Annotated in this window: 14 protein-coding genes; 3 read left to right on the forward strand and 11 right to left on the reverse strand. The window is 39.4% G+C overall.

The features are described from left to right. Nucleotides 1–33 precede the first annotated feature (33 nt). From AC21OH_RS03345 to AC21OH_RS03385, 9 genes are all read right to left on the reverse strand, one after another. The gene (locus AC21OH_RS03345) at nt 34–1,272 is read right to left on the reverse strand and encodes a hypothetical protein (RefSeq protein ID WP_487370972.1); all 1,239 of its coding nucleotides are present in this window, start codon (nt 1,270–1,272) and stop codon (nt 34–36) included. Nucleotides 1,273–1,310: 38 nt separating this feature from the next. Further along, nucleotides 1,311–1,445, reverse strand: coding sequence for a hypothetical protein (locus AC21OH_RS03350; RefSeq protein WP_487370973.1), 135 nt, complete (start codon nt 1,443–1,445; stop codon nt 1,311–1,313). A gap of 348 nt (nt 1,446–1,793) precedes the next feature. After that, nucleotides 1,794–2,780: a hypothetical protein gene (locus AC21OH_RS03355; RefSeq protein WP_487370974.1), complete on the reverse strand. Its 987-nt coding sequence runs from the start codon at nt 2,778–2,780 to the stop codon at nt 1,794–1,796. A 1,091-nt stretch (nt 2,781–3,871) separates the two neighbouring features. Next, nucleotides 3,872–4,321 (reverse strand): hypothetical protein, encoded by a 450-nt coding sequence (locus AC21OH_RS03360; protein WP_487370975.1) that lies wholly within the window; start codon nt 4,319–4,321, stop codon nt 3,872–3,874. A 174-nt stretch (nt 4,322–4,495) separates the two neighbouring features. Beyond that, the gene (gene nrdA, locus AC21OH_RS03365) at nt 4,496–6,784 is read right to left on the reverse strand and encodes a class 1a ribonucleoside-diphosphate reductase subunit alpha (protein WP_487370976.1); all 2,289 of its coding nucleotides are present in this window, start codon (nt 6,782–6,784) and stop codon (nt 4,496–4,498) included. An 813-nt stretch (nt 6,785–7,597) separates the two neighbouring features. Then, on the reverse strand, nt 7,598–7,945 hold the full coding sequence (locus AC21OH_RS03370; protein ID WP_487370977.1) for a DUF493 domain-containing protein: 348 nt from the start codon (nt 7,943–7,945) through the stop codon (nt 7,598–7,600). Between the two features lie 215 nt (nt 7,946–8,160). Then, nucleotides 8,161–10,041: an RNA polymerase sigma factor RpoD gene (gene rpoD, locus AC21OH_RS03375; protein ID WP_486535285.1), complete on the reverse strand. Its 1,881-nt coding sequence runs from the start codon at nt 10,039–10,041 to the stop codon at nt 8,161–8,163. A 484-nt stretch (nt 10,042–10,525) separates the two neighbouring features. Then, the gene (gene dnaG, locus AC21OH_RS03380) at nt 10,526–12,898 is read right to left on the reverse strand and encodes a DNA primase (protein WP_487370978.1); all 2,373 of its coding nucleotides are present in this window, start codon (nt 12,896–12,898) and stop codon (nt 10,526–10,528) included. Nucleotides 12,899–13,209: 311 nt separating this feature from the next. Then, nucleotides 13,210–14,400: an outer membrane protein assembly factor BamD gene (locus AC21OH_RS03385; RefSeq protein ID WP_487370979.1), complete on the reverse strand. Its 1,191-nt coding sequence runs from the start codon at nt 14,398–14,400 to the stop codon at nt 13,210–13,212. Nucleotides 14,401–14,761: 361 nt separating this feature from the next. On the opposite strand from AC21OH_RS03385, the gene AC21OH_RS03390 reads away from it, so the two are divergent. The 3 genes from AC21OH_RS03390 (at nt 14,762) to AC21OH_RS03400 (ending at nt 18,277) form a co-directional block, all read left to right on the forward strand. After that, nucleotides 14,762–15,964 (forward strand): RluA family pseudouridine synthase, encoded by a 1,203-nt coding sequence (locus tag AC21OH_RS03390; RefSeq protein WP_487370980.1) that lies wholly within the window; start codon nt 14,762–14,764, stop codon nt 15,962–15,964. A 244-nt stretch (nt 15,965–16,208) separates the two neighbouring features. Beyond that, nucleotides 16,209–17,498, forward strand: a complete 1,290-nt coding sequence (locus AC21OH_RS03395; protein ID WP_487370981.1) for a purine nucleoside phosphorylase YfiH/LACC1 family protein — start codon at nt 16,209–16,211, stop codon at nt 17,496–17,498. 155 nt (nt 17,499–17,653) lie between these two features. Beyond that, nucleotides 17,654–18,277: a flavodoxin family protein gene (locus tag AC21OH_RS03400; RefSeq protein WP_487370982.1), complete on the forward strand. Its 624-nt coding sequence runs from the start codon at nt 17,654–17,656 to the stop codon at nt 18,275–18,277. 428 nt (nt 18,278–18,705) lie between these two features. On the opposite strand, the gene AC21OH_RS03405 is transcribed toward AC21OH_RS03400, so the two are convergent. Both AC21OH_RS03405 and AC21OH_RS03410 read right to left on the reverse strand, forming a co-directional pair. Further along, nucleotides 18,706–20,025: a hypothetical protein gene (locus AC21OH_RS03405; protein ID WP_487370983.1), complete on the reverse strand. Its 1,320-nt coding sequence runs from the start codon at nt 20,023–20,025 to the stop codon at nt 18,706–18,708. 256 nt (nt 20,026–20,281) lie between these two features. Then, a complete protein-coding gene (locus AC21OH_RS03410; protein ID WP_487370984.1) occupies nt 20,282–21,289 on the reverse strand; it encodes a TonB C-terminal domain-containing protein in 1,008 nt (335 codons plus the stop codon). Between the last annotated feature and the right edge of the window lie 65 nt (nt 21,290–21,354).

Genomic DNA, 21,354 nt, shown 5'->3' on the forward strand with positions numbered 1-21,354 from the left:
CTTATAGATTGAATATTTATCTATTTACACCAATCAATACCAATCAAGCTTCGTATCCGCTGGAATAGAGTCTGCATAAAAACGTCGATATTTATTCAATAATTGCTCACGCTGCGCATTAAATTCTATTTGGTCTTTTGTATTGAGTGGATAAGAAAACACAGGCACTAGCTCTTTTTTGTCTAGTAATTCTGCCATAATAGACAATACCACTCTGTGTCTCATAGGGTCCCTGTCTTTAACATCTGGGATAGAATAGTCTCTAGCAGCCACACCGTCTGTTTGTCCCGTCAAAAAGCTTGACAGTTCATTAAGCACGTATTCACGCTGATAGCAATATACATAAGTACGCAGATATATCATATCTAGTAAATCTTCAATATCAGGATGCTCGTCCAGCTCAGCACGTGAAAACTCATCAAGTCTGCTTCCGATAGGTCGATTTCTATTAATCGTGATTTCACCAGACTCACCGTAGACATGATGGTAATAAAACGGATATTCTAAAGTAGGATGATAATCCACCAGACATTGCGACTTTAACGCTGTTGCAAGTTGAGTTAAACCCGTCGACAATGCCTGATAATCTTTGACAGTCACCTCATAATAAGGTCGGTAAAAGCGACCAATCTTTACGGTGCTAAATATAGGTTTGCCTATCGCCTTCACAATATTGTCATAGCCTGTTTTGGTAAGGGCAGATAAATCCCCCATAGCCACGGCTTTGGTTTGTAGCGTCTGTGCTAACTCATCCGCTTGTGCTTGCGTTAACGGCAAATCTAGAAAATCACGCACTCTTGGCTCACGAATAATTAAACTGTAGTAATACAAATCTTGCCCTGTTGCCTCATTGCTTAGTGCATTGGTTTGCATGGCTGTAAAAACACGAGTTCTTTCATTGTCAACTTGATTAAAATCATACTCTGTACCATAGAGTGATTGTAAATGCTCCAGTAACATCTGCATTGTTGCCATATCAGGGTTTTCTTCTGAATACAGTTTTCGGATACTCGTCATTAATTGTTCTTTTGTTGGTTGTCGATGTGGTACGACTACTGGCATCGGTGTTGGCGTTTGATGGGGGACTTGCGATGATGAATTTCCAACTTCTGTAGCCGTTGCCAAAGACTGAATTTTTGGTGGCGGGGTGCTCACACAAGCGGTACTCAGTCCAAATACACCACATAATAGCAGCCATGATAGGTTTTTAGCGTAGTGGTTATATTTATAGAATAGAGGTTTGCGTATTAGAGCCTGCTTATCGTGTGTCATTTACAATTTCCTATATTGTTTTTATTATTATGCACTTATCAAATGACTTGTTTAACAATGTATAGCAACTCTCGCTTTTCACTACTATCTTGGCTAGCACGGCGGCAGGTGCTAATAGACAGTGTCGTTCCTGCGCTACGATAACGCCGCTGGCTAAGCACCTTCATCGCCATGCTGTACCAAGTATATCTGCTTCAATCGGGGCTAAACCGCATCACAATACTACTACTGTACGATTGGTTAAAATATCAGGGTAGGGTATAGTCAACATAAGAGATATTCTATACATGGGTTTCAATGTGTTGCACCCACGCTACGCTTGCTTGAGCTTATGCGCTAAGATGTAGATATATGGGGCGCTCACCACGTATTAAAGCCGTCCTAGAGTAGGTAGGTGTTGAGGTGCGAGACCCAACACGTTGTAACTTGTTGTTCGTTGGGTGTCGTACCTCCACCCAATCTTCAGGCTTAGGTTTTTGATATTTAATTATCTTATGATTTATAAAGTCATATCAAAGCTTTTAAGGTCGCCAGTTGATACTTTTAACCGGTAATTTCTCTGCTTTTTGTTGCCAATAGCGTTTATCAGTTTCAGTAAATACGTCTGGCGCATATCTAATTAGATCGTCAGCTTTGTCTGAAAGGAAGTGTATAGCAAGGCGACTGTCTTCATTGGCAAGTACAATGAGCTTTGGTAGTGAATACTCAATACATTTAGGATCGGCAGTATCGAAGTCGTCTGTCAACTGCATCGTTTCAGCATCAATTAATCCAGCTTCTATTAAGATTTTAAAAGGAGCCTCCATAATATCATTCGACCAAGTTGGGTTGTTTTCGTTATCTATTACCTCTCCATAATAGCCCATGTTATATATCGTACCTATCACGAGTGCCTCAACCTGATCTGGAGAGATCTGCTGATACAACTCATTATACTTGCTAAGATATCGAACAGCTTTATAATCATTTTTAGGAACATATTCTCCAAAATAATAAGAATTGAATAAATATATTAAATCATCACTAGCGTCGCTCTGAGTCAATCCGTTACTGAGTTGAAGGACTTCTCTAACCTTTTCCTCGCCACCTTGAGCCATATAATCATGCAGGTCCTCATTTGACGGGAAGGTAGTTATGTCTGCATTCATAATATATTGCTCTACGATTTTCTGTATTTCTTTGATTTCATCCTTTTTTTTTGGATTATCAGTGACTGCCGCATTGGCAGTAATCATAGGGTAATTTATAACTTGACGGTGATAGTAGCCACATTGATCGCTTGAATCAGCTGTAGGTATAGATGGATTGCTTTCTTCAATAATAAGCTCTGCGATACTAGGGGTGGATAGACCTAGAAGTATTGGAAGGACAGATAACTTGAGTAGCTTGTTCGTTAGTGTTGTTAGTGACTTATTGAAAGGAAAAGAAGTACTTAATGAGGTGGTGCTCGTTTGTTTGCCTAATCTTCTATTACCTTCTTTTCTAAATGTTAATTTAGTTTTACTCATCTTCAGTCCTTTTAGTATATTTTTAATTGAGTATGCTTTATAAACATTAACTTCTTTAATATTGAGTATAGTTTAAAAATATACTACTTTCATCGATATTCATAACAAATTATGCTTATTGAGCACTGAAACCTTAAATCTTTTAAAGGTTATAGTTTTATTAAATATCATGATGATTTCATTCTTGTAGTTCATTAAGTGAATTACTTCATTTAATAAACTATATAATCCTTAATGGCTGACTTTATTGGATTCAACAATCAAACAGTTGACTAAATCCAGAGTACTAAAGATGCTTAAAGGCAATGTTATTTGTTGAGTGTAGTACCTCCGCCCAACCCACAGAATATTTTAGGTTATGATTTGGCTTTTATTTCGGGAGGTATTATTTAGTCAACTGAGCATTCGTTGGATGTATGGTAGAGTGCGTGATAACCCACGACGAGCTAGCTATTCTCCCAAATCGAACTTACTATTTTAATTACTGACTTATTGAACTGTTTGGAGACGTGATCATTACTTAATCAGTGGGTTTCACTTCGTTGCACCCACGCTACGCTTGCTACGACTAATTTAATTTTGATGCCTAATAAATGTATGGAACGCATTTTAACGATTTGTAAAAGCTAGGCATTTGTTTTGGGTCTACACTTATCATCACTAGCAGTCCATACGCAATCGGCTTTTTTGTAAGTAGGTATCGATAATGACTTCTAACAAATTATATTTATCAAGTTGTACGTTGTAACATCCATCCAGCCCAGATTCTATAATTTATTCTGCTCAATAATTTCTAGGATTTTATGAGCTTTCCAAGCGTATCCAATATCTAAATATTGTTTATCATCAACTCTAGTATATGACTGAACATTAACTCCAGCTAAAATAATACTTTCGTTGGAATTGAAATTGACATTGCCAGTTGTGTCATAATAAACCTCATGACTTTCATTTATTATAAAAATTGGACTACCACTTGATCCCTCGAATACTGTAGCATCGAATAAGAAAGCTTCTTTCCCCTCAAAATCCGAGTATAAAGGAGTTGCTAAGAATCCACTCCTTGCAATAGGTAAGTTGTTAACATTATCTCAAATTGCACAGGGATAGCCTACAAAAAAAATTCGTTCCATTGCAGGGACTTCTCTGGCTTTTTCTTTAGTAGCAATCACATCTATAGGTAAATGACGGTAGAAGATATATTCTTTGCGATTATATAGATCAGCCATGATTTCCGTTAAATTTATAACTGCTAAATCAACCTCGTCATCATCATTAAATTTCCAGCCAGTTACCCATTCATTATCTGTAAAATGATAAATAAAATCGCCTACTTTTTTATCAGGGCTTATAGATTCAGACTTGTGAAATCTAATACAACATTCTGTTTTATCTTTAACTACATGCTTATTAGTTACAAGGTAAACCCTACTCAGATTAGCGATTGTCATAGAAATAAAAAATGCTGTACCTGTACTTTGGGCTGTTTCAATCATAACGGTACAGTAATACAATTTATCTTTTATTGAATTAGGAGTCATAGATAAATACTCTTATACTGAGATATATGGACGTCAGAAAAATTATAGGATTAGCATGACTCTGCTCTTCGCCGAGGGACGAGGCACGGACATAGCCATTAAAGATAGACTGCCCATGCCTCGCATATTTCTCAATTATTAAAGAGCTTAGATGCTGAGGCTCATCTTGTTCGCTTAAAGCTTACAAGCCCCGCCTTCACAACCATCATCCATATCGGCTTGGGCATCGTTCGCACCGTCACGGGTGTTGTGATAATACAGGGTTTTGACGCCGAGCTTATAGGCGGTCAATAAGTCCTTGAGTAGCACTTTCATAGGCACACGCTGACCCTCATAACGGCTGGGGTCATAATTGGTGTTGGCAGAGATACTTTGGTCAATAAACTTCTGCATAATTGCTACCAGCTTGAGGTAGCCGTCATTATTAGGCATCTGCCATAGCAATTCATACTGGTTGCGTAGGGTTAAGATGTCAGGCACAACCTGCTTTAAGATGCCGTCTTTTGAAGCTTTAACCGAGACCAATCCACGTGGCGGCTCGATGCCGTTGGTAGCGTTGGCAATCTGACTTGAAGTCTCAGATGGCATAAGCGCCGTAAGGGTCGAGTTACGTAAGCCATGCTCGGTAATCTCAGAACGTAAGGTTTCCCAATCAAGCTGTAGCGGCTCATTGCAGACTTCATCAAGATCCTTTTTGTAGGTGTCGATGGGCAGTTTGCCTTGCGAGTAGGTGGTCTCGTTAAAGGCTGGGCAAGCGCCTTGCTCTTGTGCAAGCTTATTTGACGCTTTGAGTAAATAGTACTGTAACGCCTCAAAAGTTTGGTGCGTTAAGCCGAGAGCGGAACCATCCGAGTACTTAGTGCCGTTTTTAGCAAGGTAATACGCAAAGTTGATCACGCCCACACCGAGCGTGCGGCGGCGCATTGAGCCGTTTTCAGCAGCTTTAACAGGATAGTCTTGATAGTCGAGTAGGGCGTCAAGCGCTCGCACGATAAGCTCAGCAGGCTCTTCGATGTCCTTAAGATTATTAACTTCACCCAAGTTCACTGCGGATAGGGTACATAGGGCAATTTCACCGTTTTCGTCGTTGATATTATCCAGGGGCTTAGTGGGTAGTGCAATTTCCATACATAAGTTGGACTGGCGGATGGGCGCAACGCTGGCATCAAACGGGCTGTGGGTGTTACAGTGGTCAACGTTTTGGATATAGATACGCCCTGTACTGGCACGCTCTTGCATCATGAGGCTAAAGAGATCTGCTGCTGGCACGTGACGCTTACGAATGCTGTCGTCTTGCTCATACTTCGTATATAGCGCTTCGAACTCATCTTGGTCGGCAAAGAATGCTTCGTATAAGCCAGGTACATCAGAAGGCGAAAATAATGCGATGTCCTGTCCTTTGATAAGACGGGTGTATAACGTTTTATTGATTTGCACGCCGTAGTCCATTTGACGCACACGATTGTCTTCAACCCCGCGGTTGTTCTTAAGCACCAATAAGGATTCTACTTCTAAATGCCATAGTGGGTAGAATAAAGTCGCCGCACCGCCACGTACTCCGCCCTGCGAGCAGCACTTGACTGCGGTTTGGAACAATTTGTAAAACGGAATGCAGCCGGTATGCTGTGCTTCGCCACCTCGAATAGGACTACCAAGCGCTCGAATATTACCCGCATTGATACCGATGCCAGCACGCTGTGACACATAACGCACAATAGCGCTGGTAGTGGCATTGATAGAGTCTAAGCTGTCGCCGCATTCAATAAGCACGCATGAGCTAAACTGACGCGAAGGGGTGCGTACGCCCGCCATGATGGGGGTAGGTAATGATATCTTAAACTGTGAGGCAGCATCATAAAAGCGCTTCACGTAATTTAAACGCTCTGCTTTGCCATACTGCTTGTCATAACCTGCAAACAGACACATACCGACTAAGATATATAAGAACTGCGGGCTCTCATAAACGGTTTTCGTTACTCGGTCTTGTACTAGATATTTGCCTGCCATCTGTTCAGCCGCAGCATAAGCAAGGTTCATATCACGCCAATGGTCGATGTAGTCATTTAATTCATCGAACTCTTCTTTGGAGTAATCTTGTAGGATATGCTCGTCGTATTTGCCCGCTTCAGTTAATTTGCTGACGTGATCATAAAGATGCGGCGGCTCAAACTGGTTGTAGGCAATTTTACGTAAATGGAAAATCGCTAAACGTGCAGCAAGATATTGGTAATCTGGCGTGTCTTCACTGATCAAATCGGCGGCCGCTTTGATGATGGTTTCATGAATATCTTTGGTTTTAATACCGTCATAAAACTGAATGTGAGATTTAAGCTCAACTTGTGACACTGACACATCATCAAGATCATTGGCAGCCCACTCAATTACCTTATGGATTTTATCCAAATCGATCGGTTCTAAGCGTCCGTCACGTTTCATAACCTTGATGTTGTCAATATGTGTCATTACGATCTCCAGTGAATGTAAAAAGCGTTGGTCAGTGTAGGGTTTGTCTTTTGATTTAATGTCGTTTTTATAACGAGCATGAATCGTATTCTGTGCAATTTTTCAACATTGATAAAAGCTGGTAAACCTACATTAAACGCTAGTAAGTATATAAATAAAATAAGTTGCTTGTATTATTTTAGAATACTACAAACACTATATATAGGGTGGCTTTTAAGTTATAGACACAATATAAAGGAAAAAAAGTATTCTTACCATATTGACAAATCGCAAAATTGAGGTTCAATACCTGCAAAAGCAAGGTAATAAAAAATACCACTTTTAGTTGTCATTCTTGAACCGCTGAATCTGTAACGTTTACGTAATATGTCAAGAAAAAATTCAAATCTTTTTTAGGTTTAAATTTTTTTTATTGCGTTTTGTGAACGTAAGGTCATCACACATAAATTTTGAGGAATTAGATTATTGAGGTTATAAAATCTCTATAATTTTTTGATTATTTAATTATTTATAAAAAAGTACATAGAAGGTAGGGGGATTAATAGGGTATATAAGTTATCTAGTCAGCGAGCTGTTAAACAGTTACGGTGTTAACCTCTTTAAGCTACTTTAGTAGTACTTGCACTCGGTTGGCTTGTCACCACTTTAGATTACTTTGACTATAGGCATAAATAGATAGACATAAAAAAGAGCAGTATAAAACTGCTCTTTTCTGTTTCGATTTCAGTGTCTTGGTATGGGTGTTAGTAACGGTTTAATTATTAGAATGTTTATAATCGCTATTAAGAAAATAAATAATGATTAAAACAGTGCTTAAACTACTGTTCTAACCGTTTTTGCTTTATCAAGTGCGGCATATAATGCATTCACTTGCTCAGCTTCTGTAAAATACAACTTAGCGCGAACTGACGTAAATCGGCCTGTACTAGACTGCTTTACTACTAAGCTTTCAGTATCAAAATCTGGAAACTGCGTACCAAGTATCAGCTTAACTTCGTTTTTAAGGTTTTCGTGCTCGCCTTCATGACCAATAATGCTTAACGGATAATCCATAGGGAACTCCCAAAGATGCAAGTTTTGGATGTCTGTTTTTTTAGCATTTGGGTTTGTTTTAAGGGTTAAATATTGATTGGCGTTTAAATTTAGGTTTTTATTTGACATAGATGTCGCTCCACTTATTCGTGTCATTCTTTCTGCATACCCCCTATATGGGGGTTTTTTTATAGAAGTAAAGTATAGGGGTGGCTCATTACAGACAATAATAAAACCAATAAAAAAGAAGCTAAGCATAGGCTTAACTTCTTTAGGGTCTATTGAACATATATATGTAGAACTATCGGTAACTAATTATGGTTAACTAAATAGTTGCGCTCTTATTAGTCGTTCTCAAGGAATGAACGTAAATGTTCAGAGCGAGAAGGGTGACGTAGTTTGCGCAGTGCTTTGGCCTCAATCTGACGAATACGCTCACGCGTCACGTCAAACTGTTTGCCTACTTCCTCTAACGTGTGATCGGTTGGCATATCGATACCAAAACGCATACGCAGCACCTTCGCTTCGCGTTCAGTTAAGTTGCCAAGTACGTCGCGAGTGGCTTCTTGTAGGCCAGCAGATGTCGCATCTTCAACAGGACTAGAAATCGTCTGATCTTCGATAAAGTCGCCTAAGTGCGAATCTTCATCATCACCAATAGGTGTTTCCATCGAAATCGGCTCTTTGGCAATCTTCAGTACTTTACGCACTTTGACTTCGTCCATCTCTAAACGTTCGCCTAATTCCTCTGGAGTAGGTTCACGTCCCATTTCTTGAAGTAACTGACGAGAGACACGGTTTATTTTGTTAATCGTTTCAATCATGTGGACTGGGATACGAATGGTACGCGCCTGATCCGCAATAGAGCGGGTAATTGCCTGACGAATCCACCACGTCGCATAGGTTGAGAATTTATAACCACGGCGATATTCAAATTTGTCTACCGCTTTCATCAAACCAATGTTACCTTCTTGAATCAAGTCAAGGAACTGTAAACCACGGTTGGTATATTTCTTAGCAATTGAAATTACCAGACGTAAGTTGGCCTCTACCATCTCTTTTTTAGCACGGCGTGCTTTGGCTTCACCAATTGCCATACGGCGCGCAACGTCTTTCATCTCAGAGATTTGCATATCGAGCTTGTTTTCGTGGTCTCGAATACGGCGCTGTAAGACAACCACATCGTCAACAACCTTAGCAAGGCTTTCAGCAAACTTAGGCTCACCTTTTAATCGATCTGACAACCAATCAACGTTGGTTTCGTTGCTTGGGAAAGTCTTACGAAATTCACTACGTGGCATCTTACCGCGGCGAATGACCAAACGCATGATTTGACGTTCTTGCTTGCGAACATCGTCATATACGTCGTGCATAATGGCCAATACATTTTCCGATACACGGTTGTTGAGCTTTAATAACATAAAGCGTTCAGCGAGCTGTGCATACGCCTCTTCAGCTTGCGGACTACCACGGCCATAATCTTCTAAAGCTTGTTTTGCAGTTTTAAACAGCTCTCGAATTTCATCAATACGCAGGCGAACAATCTCAGGATCTAAACCGCCGACTTCTTCTTCAGCATCGTCATCTGTCTCTTCATCTTCTTGGCCATCGTCGTCGATGTCATCATCATCGATATCTTTTGCCTTAGACTTAGACGCAATAACAGGAACTTTTTCTTCCTCTTCTTTAGCAGCTTCTGGCTCATCAGGATCTAAGAATCCTGTGATAACGTCAGAAAGCTTCTTCTCGCCAGCTTCAATTAAGTCGTATTCGTTTAAAATAAACTGTACAGTACCAGGCCAATACGCCATCGCATGCTGAACGTCACGTATACCTTCTTCAATACGCTTAGCGATAACAATCTCGCCTTCACGCGTCAATAAATCGACCGTACCCATTTCACGCATATACATACGCACAGGATCAGTCGTACGACCTGGCTCTGTTTCAACAGCGGCGAGAACAGCAGCGGCTTCATCAGTGGCCATTTCATCATCGCCAGACTCATCATTCATCAAAATATCATCAGCATCAGGCGCAGTTTCAAAAATTTTGATACCGACGTCAGTCAACATTTGGACGATGTCTTCAATTTGGTCGCTTTCAGTAATAGAGGCGGGAAGTTGGTCATTAACCTCAGCATAGGTCAAGTAGCCTTGCTCTTTACCCATCTGGATAAGGGTGGCTAGTTGTGAGGTAGATTGAGAGGCTGCCTTATCGGTCATAATATCTCGCTTGCATTAGAAGATGTGGGTTTAAAGGTGCGTGTGCTTATTAAGTTACGTCTTATAATTATTAGATCATTAAAAATTTAAATCATTAAAAAGTTAAACCATTTATGAGAACGTATAGGGGATGACGATAGTGTAATATGTCATAAATCAAAGCCATTAAATAAGGGCTAATAAGGTGTCGTCAAGCGTCTGAATTATATCATATTATAAAATACAGCACCGTGTTACGTCCTATTTATAGCTATATTTATTCAAAATAGTCACAAACATAGTCGCGCTAAATAGCGTTAACTATTGAACCATTACTAATACTATGGGGATTCGTGCCAATATTTAAAGCCCTAAATGTTATAGGGTTATTAAATGCTTATATAATGGTTATTAAATGGCGACTAAATTGCTGATAGGTCTGATCGCTAATTAAGCCTACGTTTCTTTGATTTTACATAGTCTATTTAAGCCAACTAATTCTGACTTAACCTATTTTAGCTGATTGTTCTGCTTGTCTACGTTTTTGCCAGGCATTTAACGTTTGCCGCTGACGATTCAAATAACTGGTCACTAGAATGTTTTTGGTTTGGCTCATTTGTTTAGAGAGTGCTTGTAGCATCAGTTGTACCAGTAAATCATCAACCAACTCATCAATATCAATAACGCCACGCTGATTAAGGTTGGACCAAAAAGGATGCCAACGCTTTGCCAAAATATGCTGCTGCTGGGTAGGAAGATTGGCCAATATATAATGTGCAGCCGCATTAGTGTCTTTGGGCAGATGCGTTGATAAAGTAATGATCGTATCTATTAAGGTCAATAAGTTCTTATTATCAAAGGCTTGCCAACTTGGCAGCTCAGGTTTTTGTATATTACCTCTGTCAATCTCTTTTTTGAGCTTAGGCGGCATTTGAATTGCGCTTACACCAGTCTCTTGCCACAGCCTTTGAATCGGATCGTCTGTTAGAATATCAGGTGAGAATAGCAAACACAGCTCGAGCTGACGACTGACCGTCATATCACTATTAAAATCTAATAAAACGTCATGAGCAGTGCTCTTTTGACCTTTACGACCACCAAGCTTTTGATAAATATCGTTATTTAAAAGATATTTAAAGCTTGAGCCTTTAGGTAGGTTATTGGTCAATTGGCGTACTTGAGACATCAGTTTTGCTTTACCTTCAGCCATGCTCAAATCATAGCGCTCGCTTAAATAAGCGAATATATATTGGGACAAAGGCATGGCGCGCTTAATCTGCTCACGCATAGCTGCAACGCCATGCTGCGTAATATACGTATCTGGGTCATGACCATTAGGTAGGGTTAAGAAGCGTAATTCTTTATCATCACTGAGTACGGGCAGTGCTATCTCTAAGGTTCTCCATGCAGCTTTTTGACCAGCACTGTCACCATCAAAACATAAAGTCAGGGTTGGGTTAAGCTGTAGCAAACGCGATATCTGGCTTTCATTGATCGCCGTACCCATAGATGCAACTGCTCCATAGATGCCTGCTTGATACAAAGCAATCACATCCATGTAGCCTTCAACAACCACCCAATCATTGGCACGGTGCTGGCGTGACTCAAAATAACCGTATAGAACATGCTGTTTATGGAACACAGGAGAGTCACTTGAGTTTATGTACTTGGGTTTGACATCGTTGTCTAACGCCCGACCTGCAAAGCCAATTATTCTGCCTTGATTATCTCTAATTGGAAAAATAACTCGATCACGTAATAAGTCATAATCGCGTCCTTTCTCGGACTGACGTACCAATCCTAAAGCCTTAAGACCTTCTATATCTTGAGGAAAGGCGTGTTCTAAATGTTGCCAGCCTGCAGGCGCGTAACCCAATTTAAATTCTTCTATCGTGCTATTGGTTAAATCGCGCTCTTTGAAATATGACAGTGCATGAGCGTTGTTGCGTAGACAGTTTTGATAAAACTCACATATACTCGTCAGTAAATCGTACAAATTTCCATCTTGCGATTCGGGTGTTTGGGACGTCACAAATGCAGTGTCGTTTGATCCGTCAAATGAACCATTACTACCATCCACCCATTCAGGTGGCGAACCATAATAATAGTCACCTACATCCATCGTATCAGCATAGTCTAAGTCTTCATAATTAGAACTCGCAGGCGGTGTACCATCTATTGCCGATGACGAAAATGATTTTCCGTCAGCAGGATGTTGAATACTCGGTGAGTGACCTGTCGTAGTTTGGACTACAGGTGATTTGGTGTGGTGGTCTACATTGTTATCTACATTGTTATCCACGTTGTTGTATACATTGTTGGAAGGGGTATGTTGAGTTGAAGCTAAGTGTCTAGCTTCGGGCATTCTTTGCGTATGATTTGATTGTGAATTGCTTGGTTGATGACCGTTTGATTGATGACCGTTTGATTGCTGACCGTTTGATTGCTGACTATAAGTTTGCTGATTGTTTGTTTGGTGATTGTTTGTTTGCTGATTGCTTGTATGGTTGTAAGGTTGCGATGTTTTATGCTGCGTGGACGTAGGCTGCTTTACTTGTCTTTTATACTGTACTTTACGATTGTCTTCCTTTGGTATCTCAATACCTGTCTGGCGCGACAATTCGCGCACCGCCTCCATGAACGTATGATTTTCATAATCTTTTAAAAAACTAATGGCATTACCGCCAACACCGCAACCAAAGCAATTGTACACGTTCTTTTGCGGATTGACATAAAATGAGGGCGTTTTTTCACCATGAAAGGGGCAATTGCCTTTAAACTCACGACCTGCTTTTTTGAGCGTTGTGTGCTTACCAATAATTCCAACTAAGTCGGCTTGGCTATTGAGCTGATCAAGAATATGATTTGGAATACTCATGGAATTGGCTTAGTTCGCAGGGCAATTTTAGAAAGATAAACAAAAGGTTATTGTAATTTATTTTATTAGGACGTGTCACTATTGGGATTATGCGGCTAAAAATGAAATAGATTATTATCAAACATAAATAAATTCGAAGATAATATAGGCATATTAGCTAGGAATTAGACTCAGTTTGGCAAAAATATAGCTATTTTTAGACCCTAACTTATTTAATTTGCAAATAGGGACACGCCCTAAATTCATATCATTAAAAGAATAAGCCACTTTATATAGGTAAAGTGGCTCTTTATTCATAGCTCAAATAAAAGCTATTTGGGAGCGTCTTTTGATACAGGCTGCGTATTTGAATTATCAGGATACATGTCCGATGGGCTACTAAGGCGCTGAGCCGGTTGCGGCTGCGGTACAGTTTCTGCTTCTTCAGGTAGCCCAAGTCCTACACTGACGCCACGGCGCTGAGCTGGTATCGCAGGTAAGTCAGATTGCGTTGTAGCTTGCTCAGGCAATTGTAATTGCGCCGCACGGCGAATAACTTGCTGTTTGGTATCGCCTGTATATTCGCTGGAAACTGATGCAGCATCTTCATCACGATTATCAGAACGTCCAAGTGTACCAAAACTTATTTTATTGAGTATACTGCTCTTAATATTGGTATCCAGCTTAACTTTACCCTTACGGGTCAACCATTCAGGATAGTTAATTTGCAATAAGGTTTTGTATTGTTGTGCAAGATCATCCAAACCAAGTTGGTCATTACTATAGGCTAAAATGGCGATTGCTTCAGGCGTTTGCTCACTCAATGGGAAGTATTGAAATACCCATCTTGCACGGTTGGCTGCGGCCACATAAGCTTCACGCTTAATATACCAGCGCGCAACGTGTAGTTCATTCTCCGCCAGTTGATTATAAATATAGGTCATACGCTGAGCGGCATCGGGCGCGTACTTACTCTCAGGATAGCGGGTAATTAAATCCTGAAAATTACTAAATGCTAAACGCATATATGAAGTATCACGGTGAGCAGGATTTTGTCGCGCGACGTTAAAAAAGGTGTTGCTACTTGCATGCATGTTGGACACACCACGCACATAATAAGCATAATCGACTTGAATATTGCGAGGATAAAGTTTTATAAACTGCTCAGCACTGGTTGCTGCCAATTCAAACTCATTATTCTGAAATTGAGCATACATTAAATCAAGTAATGCTTGCTCTGCATAAGGGCCAGTAGGATAAAAAGTACGTAGCTCGTTTAGTTGCTCAGCGGCATTGCCATAGTTCTGCTTTTCGATTGATTCAATAGCATCTTGATAATATCTCTCAGCAGATCTATCAGCAGAAGCCACCGCATTTTCTTCATCTCCAATGAGGTTTTTAAACGTTTGGCATCCCGTTAGGCCAAGCATACTCGCAGTGAGGACTGCTAAAGTCAGTTTAGTCATAGAGGATGATTTAGTAGTAGATTCAGTGGTAGTATTAAGAGTTGAAGCACGCTGCATGAATATCTCCGCAGAATATGATAGTCAAAGGATAAGGTAATTTGAATGGCTCTAGTTTAGCACGTCATGGTTATCATGTGGTATAGGATTCTAATTCGTAGTGAAGAGAAAAGTTAAGTTCTTCTTCTTAAGGTACTAAAGCTGATCTTTTTAAAAATCTCATCTATAGAAACTCATCTATAGAAACTCATGTATAAAAACTATGCTTCTAAAACTAATCTATAAAACAGAACTTTAAAACAAAGCTATTCAAAACGCTATTTAAATCGTTCATGCATCTCACGGCCTCATTTTCTCTTAAACATGATACACTTAGCGGATTAAGCTAAGCGATTATTTCAATATTAAATGGTTCAAACCTATGTCTTCAACATCCCGTTCAGCGTCCGATATTCAACCACCAACACATACCCTGTTTGACAAAAATGCCACAGAGCGTAAGGATGGTAGTGATGTAGTTTCAAGCCGTTTAAGTACTAATATCAGCTCAAATGATCAGGGCTTAAGCAATGAAGACTCAATTGATGAAGATACAATTGACGAGGGCTTAAGTGATGAGGGTTTTACTGATGATGAATTAAGCCAGACTGATAACGAATCGAATAATGGTGATGAAACACACATTACAGCTGTACACACAGTGACCATTGAAGAGGCAGGTCAACGAGTCGATAAGCTATCAGCGGATATTTTTGATACGCATTCTAGAGCGCAGCTGCAAGAATGGATTAAAAACGCAGATCTATTGGTTAATGGGTTGGGTGTTAAATCCAAACACCGGGTTAAAGCTTTTGATAAATTGTCCTTAAACGCCGTATTAGTACAGCATGGTAACGATCAGCCAGAGAACATACCCTTAGACATTATTTATGAAGATGATAGTGTGATTGTTATCAATAAGCCTGTCGGTATGGTTGTACATCCAGGTGCTGGTAACTGGTCAGGAACATTGGTCAATGGGTTGTTATATCATTATCCTAATCAATCGCATTTGCCTAGAGCTGGGCTTGTGCACCGTATTGATAAAAATACGTCCGGATTATTAGTGATTGGCAAGACCAAAGCGGCGCAGCTAAACTTACAAGATCAGCTCAAAGATAAAAGCGTTTACCGCCACTATCAATGCGTCGTCGCAGGGGATGAAGCAAGTTTGACGCGCCAGCGTGTTATAGATGCACCAATAGGGAGACACCGTGTCCAGCGTACAAAGATGAGTGTAACCAGTACGGGAAAATCAGCCGTCACTCATATTATTAATATTACGGCATTAGGCGAAAGTTATTCGTTATTGGATGTGCAATTAGAAACGGGGCGTACGCATCAAATACGGGTGCATTTAAGCCACATTGGTCACCCTATTATAGGCGATGATGTGTATGGTAACCGTCAGCAGCTTAGAGCAGGTATAACCAAAGAGCAGCGGGCCGCCATTCAAAACTTTCCACGCCAAGCCTTACATGCGTACAAACTTGGCTTTAATCATCCGAATACGGGTGACACTATAGAGCTTACCGCACCGCTTCCTGATGACATTGTAAAATTGTGTGCCGTTTTAAGCGAGTAGTAATGCAATTAGCTAGTCAACAATTTGTGCAAGTAGCGTTTCATTAATGGTTCTATCGTCATATAAAAATCATATGATCTATGAGTGTTGTTATACGTTCGCTAACATTAGCTTAATATCAGATGCTGAAAAATTGAAGCTAAATAACTTATGCTCAAAAACTTATGCTCAAAAACTTAAGCAAAACAACTTATGCTCAACTACCAAAACTGGTGCATTGGTTAAGAATAAAGGGGTAGGACTCATGACATCTAAAAAAGAGAGTACCCAGTCCAATTTGAGTACATATGACATCCAAGATGACCTGCCATCCGTACACAGCTTAAATCAATTAATAGACTTAAAGTGTTTTGAGGTCATTGCACATACAAAGGATGTGTTAGTGGTGCAAACGAATGCAGGGATGTTATTAGACAGTTTAAATGTCTCTGACACTACTAATACGGATACAAGTTTTGGTAAATTTAATTTAGGGCTACACGTCAATGATGACCCGACAACAGTGTTGGCAAATAGAGCCTATCTTTTGGTCGCCTTAAATAAATATTTAAAAATTAAGTATAAAAACAACGCTGAAACAGCCAATCAAGATCTAAATACGGCTGGTAATACTGGCAAAACAACTAATCAAAACATCGAAAGCATATATTGGTTAAATCAGACGCATAGCAATGAAGTCTACAATATAGATACAGGGGTTATTAAGTGCTGTATTCAAAACAAAACTAATCATGAGAATAATCCCCAAAATTTAAAAAACTTACCGCCAAAAAAAGATTTTCAAACCCAAAGTTTATCACTGAATGCACCCAATGCAGACGCGCAGCTCACAGCTTATGCTCATAAAGCTTTGGCTATTATGACTGCCGACTGCGTGCCGATAGTATTGTTTAACCCAAATAGTAATCAGGTAGCGGCAATCCATGCAGGCTGGCAAGGTCTAGCCAGCGGCATTATAAAATCAACCTATAATACCTTCAATAAACTACCAGCCGATACCCATAATGATCTTGAAAAATCCTCTAAGTATTCTCATCAACCCATACACGCCTGGATAGGAGCTTGCATTAGTCAATCATGCTATGAAGTTTCTACAGAAGTAGTGGATAAGATACTGAGTGGCTGTGCTCAACTAGACTTGAAACTAGGCTTAGCTTCGCAACTCGATACTTCGACTATAAAACAGCACATTGTTAAACCTCATCAAAACCCTAATAAAGCATGGATAAATCTGCCCAAACTTGCACAATTGCAATTAGAAGCATTAGGAATAGAGGTTATTAAGCATAAATCTAATCCGATTAATAACTCAAATGGTTGTGATGACCCAAGTGTTCTGAATTTCTCTATTAACGATATAAAGAATGATTATAAAGACAGCAAGCACGATTTGAATAACAGCAATGCAGCTTATGCCTGTAGCTATTCTAATTTAAAATACTATTCCTATCGAAGAATGACTCATCATCAGCAGACGTCTACTGGTAGAATGGCGATGATTATTGTGCGTTTAAATCAAGAGTGGGCTATTTGAAGTAGTGGTTAAAATTTGCAATCCACATTAATCTTAGGTTAAATAAGCGCCCTAGAAAAATTGAACTAAAATTAAATTAAAGTTTTTAAAAATAAGTTCAGCTTTTTATTAAGCTTATTCAGTATATGTTCACCCAAAGTTAGGATATATCGTCCATGACCGCAGACCTTAACTCAAAAAAAAACCGTCAAATCAAACCTGATGACGTTAATTCGCTTAAAATCGCTATTATTTACCACAGTAATTATGGGCACACGCGCCGAGTTGCACAAGCGATTGCTATGGCGGTGACAGCTTATGATGAAGCTGAAATTGAAGTCAAGTGTATTGATACAGATGACATGGATTGGGAATATGCGGATGACGCTCAGATGATCATCTTTGGAAGTGCCGTGTATATGGGCAGTATTACTGCAGAGTTTAAAACATTTATGGACAGTAGTTCCAAACGTTGGTATCACCGTATGTGGCAAGGAAAATGGGCGGCAGGCTTCGCTAATTCTGGTGGTTTGAGCGGTGATAAGTTAGCGGTATTGCAACAACTGTGTTTATTTAGTATGCAACATGGTATGAATTGGGCTGGATTTCCTATCATGCCGACCGGTCACACAGAAACAGACATTAACCGACTTTCAAGCTTTTCGGGATTAATGACCCAGTCGGCAGATGCTGCACCAGAGGTAACACCATGTGAAGGGGATATTGAAACGGCCAGATTGTTTGGTAAGCATCTTGCGAAAATTTTACACACACAGCCGCCTTTGATTAAACATAACTAGGTTTAAAAAGAATAGCGGTTAAATAGAATAATGTTTAAAAAGAATTGCGGTTAAATTTAAAGATGAATATTATTACTTAAATGTTAAGAATCATGAATAATATTCATAGTGACTGAATTTCTTTGCTATTTAAGAATGATTTGTATTTATGACCTCAGTGTGAGCCAGTACAGGAATAGGGTGTTCGACATTATAAAATGTACTGCACCCCGATATATTCATAAGGCTTGTCCCTAATAATATACTCTGTACTAATACAGAAGGTTTTATCAAATAGCTTTTTGAACCTCTTAAAGTCACATATCTAAATTCAGCCATAGTTTCGGTCTTAATTATTTAAGTTTTTATAAAATTAGATTAAGTCGTCTCTTATCAATGCAATGATTCATGCCTTAACTATTCTATTACTGAACCTTTATAGCGATGAGTTATTCAGATGTCGGTATCCAAGTAGGTGAACGAACAACCCCATCCACTTGTTTAGAGATAGTTTTGCCCCCGTCAAGTGAGCGTATGACAATTAAACTGTTATTACGACCTTGAGAATAAACCACACGCTCACTTGAAGGTGAGAAACTTGGCGATTCATCAATACCTGTACGCCCAAAGTTGGATATAGTATTGCCTGAATTACTCATAACCGCAGCATTACGGCCATTTAAATACCCAATTTTTGAACCATCTGGACTGTAGCTTGGCGCTGTGGCCAACCCATTTCTACTAATTCGAGTAGGCGCACCTGAAAACGAATACCGATAAATACTTGGACGATTCGGACTTTCATGATCAGAGGCAAACACAAAGCTACGACCATCTGGCGCATAGCTAGGCTGTACTTGATCATATGGCATTGGTATTATACGTTCAGGTATCCCTCCCATACTACTTACACGGTAAATATCAGCATCACCATCTACAGTACTTTGGAATAAAATGTAACTACTATCAGGCGAGTAAGAAGGGCTAAGGTTACTGCCTTTTAAATTAACGAGCTTTGAAATCTGACGAGTTTGTAAATCGTATTGGTATAAGTTGGCATAATCATTTTTTAATTGTACTGAATAAGCAATGTAACGACCATTAGGTGAAACAGCAGGTTTGAAGATACTGGCATCTCTAACTTGAGTAATGGTCTGAGGGTTTTCAAATTTGGCATCAGTAATGACTAAAGAGGATACCTTATTGCTACCTGCGCCAGTTTCTTTAACATATACGATGCGTGCGTTTAAATCTGATTTTTTACCCGTAATTAACTCATAAATACGTGCTGCAGCCTTATTAGCAGTTTGACCAATATTTTTTCCACGTATAGTCTGTTTATTTTCAAGAATACGACCGGTTATAACGTCAATGACTTCAAACTCAGCTACCGTATTGCCTCTGTCTCTACTTGTTTTACCTATAACCAAATAAGGGATGCCAAGTTGTTGCCATGCAGGTAATGATTCAGATAATTCGCTACTAGAGTGCGGTCTACCTATTAATTGATTGGTATTTATTTTGAGTGAAGTGGTTTCAAGATTATCTAATATCGCATTTGATAGTTGATTATCACCAGCAAAGGGCACGAAGGTAACTTGGGATTGAATAGCTTGTCCTTTTTTTGAAATAGTTACCTCAAGGTCATAATCGTCTTCGGCATGAGCAGTAGAAACAGCCAGTAGCATATTTGTTGACACAAACAATGAGCTAACAATCATCGTTGATAACGTTATCGATGGGACGAGACGAGGTGGGTTATTTTTCATTATTTTTTATCCTAAAATAATTGGGTGTTTTAACTTTATATAAGGGCTGTCTAGAATTGCTTAATTAAAACTGCTGATAGCTAAAATTTTTCCAAGCTGTGTACCAAACTAGGCGTAAACCGCCGATAATGCCCTAAGCGTATTAGACCTTAGCTAGGTTTACAACAACGTATGGAGCTATTAAGATAACTTAAAATTATAAATCTTTAAAAAAACCTAATGTGATATCCATATAAGCTTATGAATCAAGCACTTATTACTCGACAACAAAATTTAATTTGATTTTACGCAATTTAGTGTCTGCAAGTGGGGTAAGCGGGACTGAATCATCAATTGCTGCCTCTAATGATTCTTTTAATTTTTGGTCATTGGTGTCAACTGACTTCGATATCAGCTTACCTTCGTCATTCACACGAATTGTTACAATAACTTTTTTGCCTACTTTACCTTCGGGCAGCGTCCAATGAATTTTGATAAGGTTTTTCAGTTCTCTACGGATAGTTTCCTTATCTCTATCTGAAGAGTTTGAAGCGCCAACTGGCACAGGATTTGGAGGACCAGCTGACGTAGAACCTGTTTCTTGATTGTTTAAAGGATTGCCACCATCACCAAGATCAAAATCTGGCGGCGTGTTGTTAGTATCGGTTGTTTTTGAAAAAGGATTATCGACTATTGTTGATTGAGTCGAGGAGGATGATTTAGTTGATGTAGTTGGATGGATAGGACTCGGCACATAATCTGAGCTTTTAAGTCGCTCTTCAATTCTTTTACGGTATTCTTCTCGCGTCTTATAATTGTGTTTACGTATATGTTCTACCGTCTCTGTTACCTCTGTATCGTCTATATCGGGTATTTCTTTAACCTCATCCAATTCATCTGGTGACTCATCAGAGCGACTAAATATCGAAATAGAACGTTTTATTTTATCTGAAACTGTGTCTTTGGTTGGCTGATTTTGAACAGATGGGCTTTCGGTAGTTGGATTATTGACATCAAGCGAGTTTGTTTCTTGAGTCTCGCTATCGAACTGGGCACCTTTAGCCTCTCTATTTGAAGCAATATCTGCTTGCATAGCGGCCAATTGATCAGGGCTTACAATACTGGTTTCAATCGGAGGTTGAACATCAATTTTGGGAATGCGGTGTGACAGTACGATAAAAGCTAATATAGCACCATGCACAATAAGGCTTAAAATGGCAGGAATGGTAACCCCATTTTCATCAGGTTCGACAGGAACATATACCGTTGGTGCGCGTTTTAACACGTTTATTATCTCTACTATCTTAAAATAAATGAAATAAGTTTATTGAATAGTTACAAATTTATCAG

It is taken from the genome of Psychrobacter sp. CX10, from assembly GCF_057621575.2.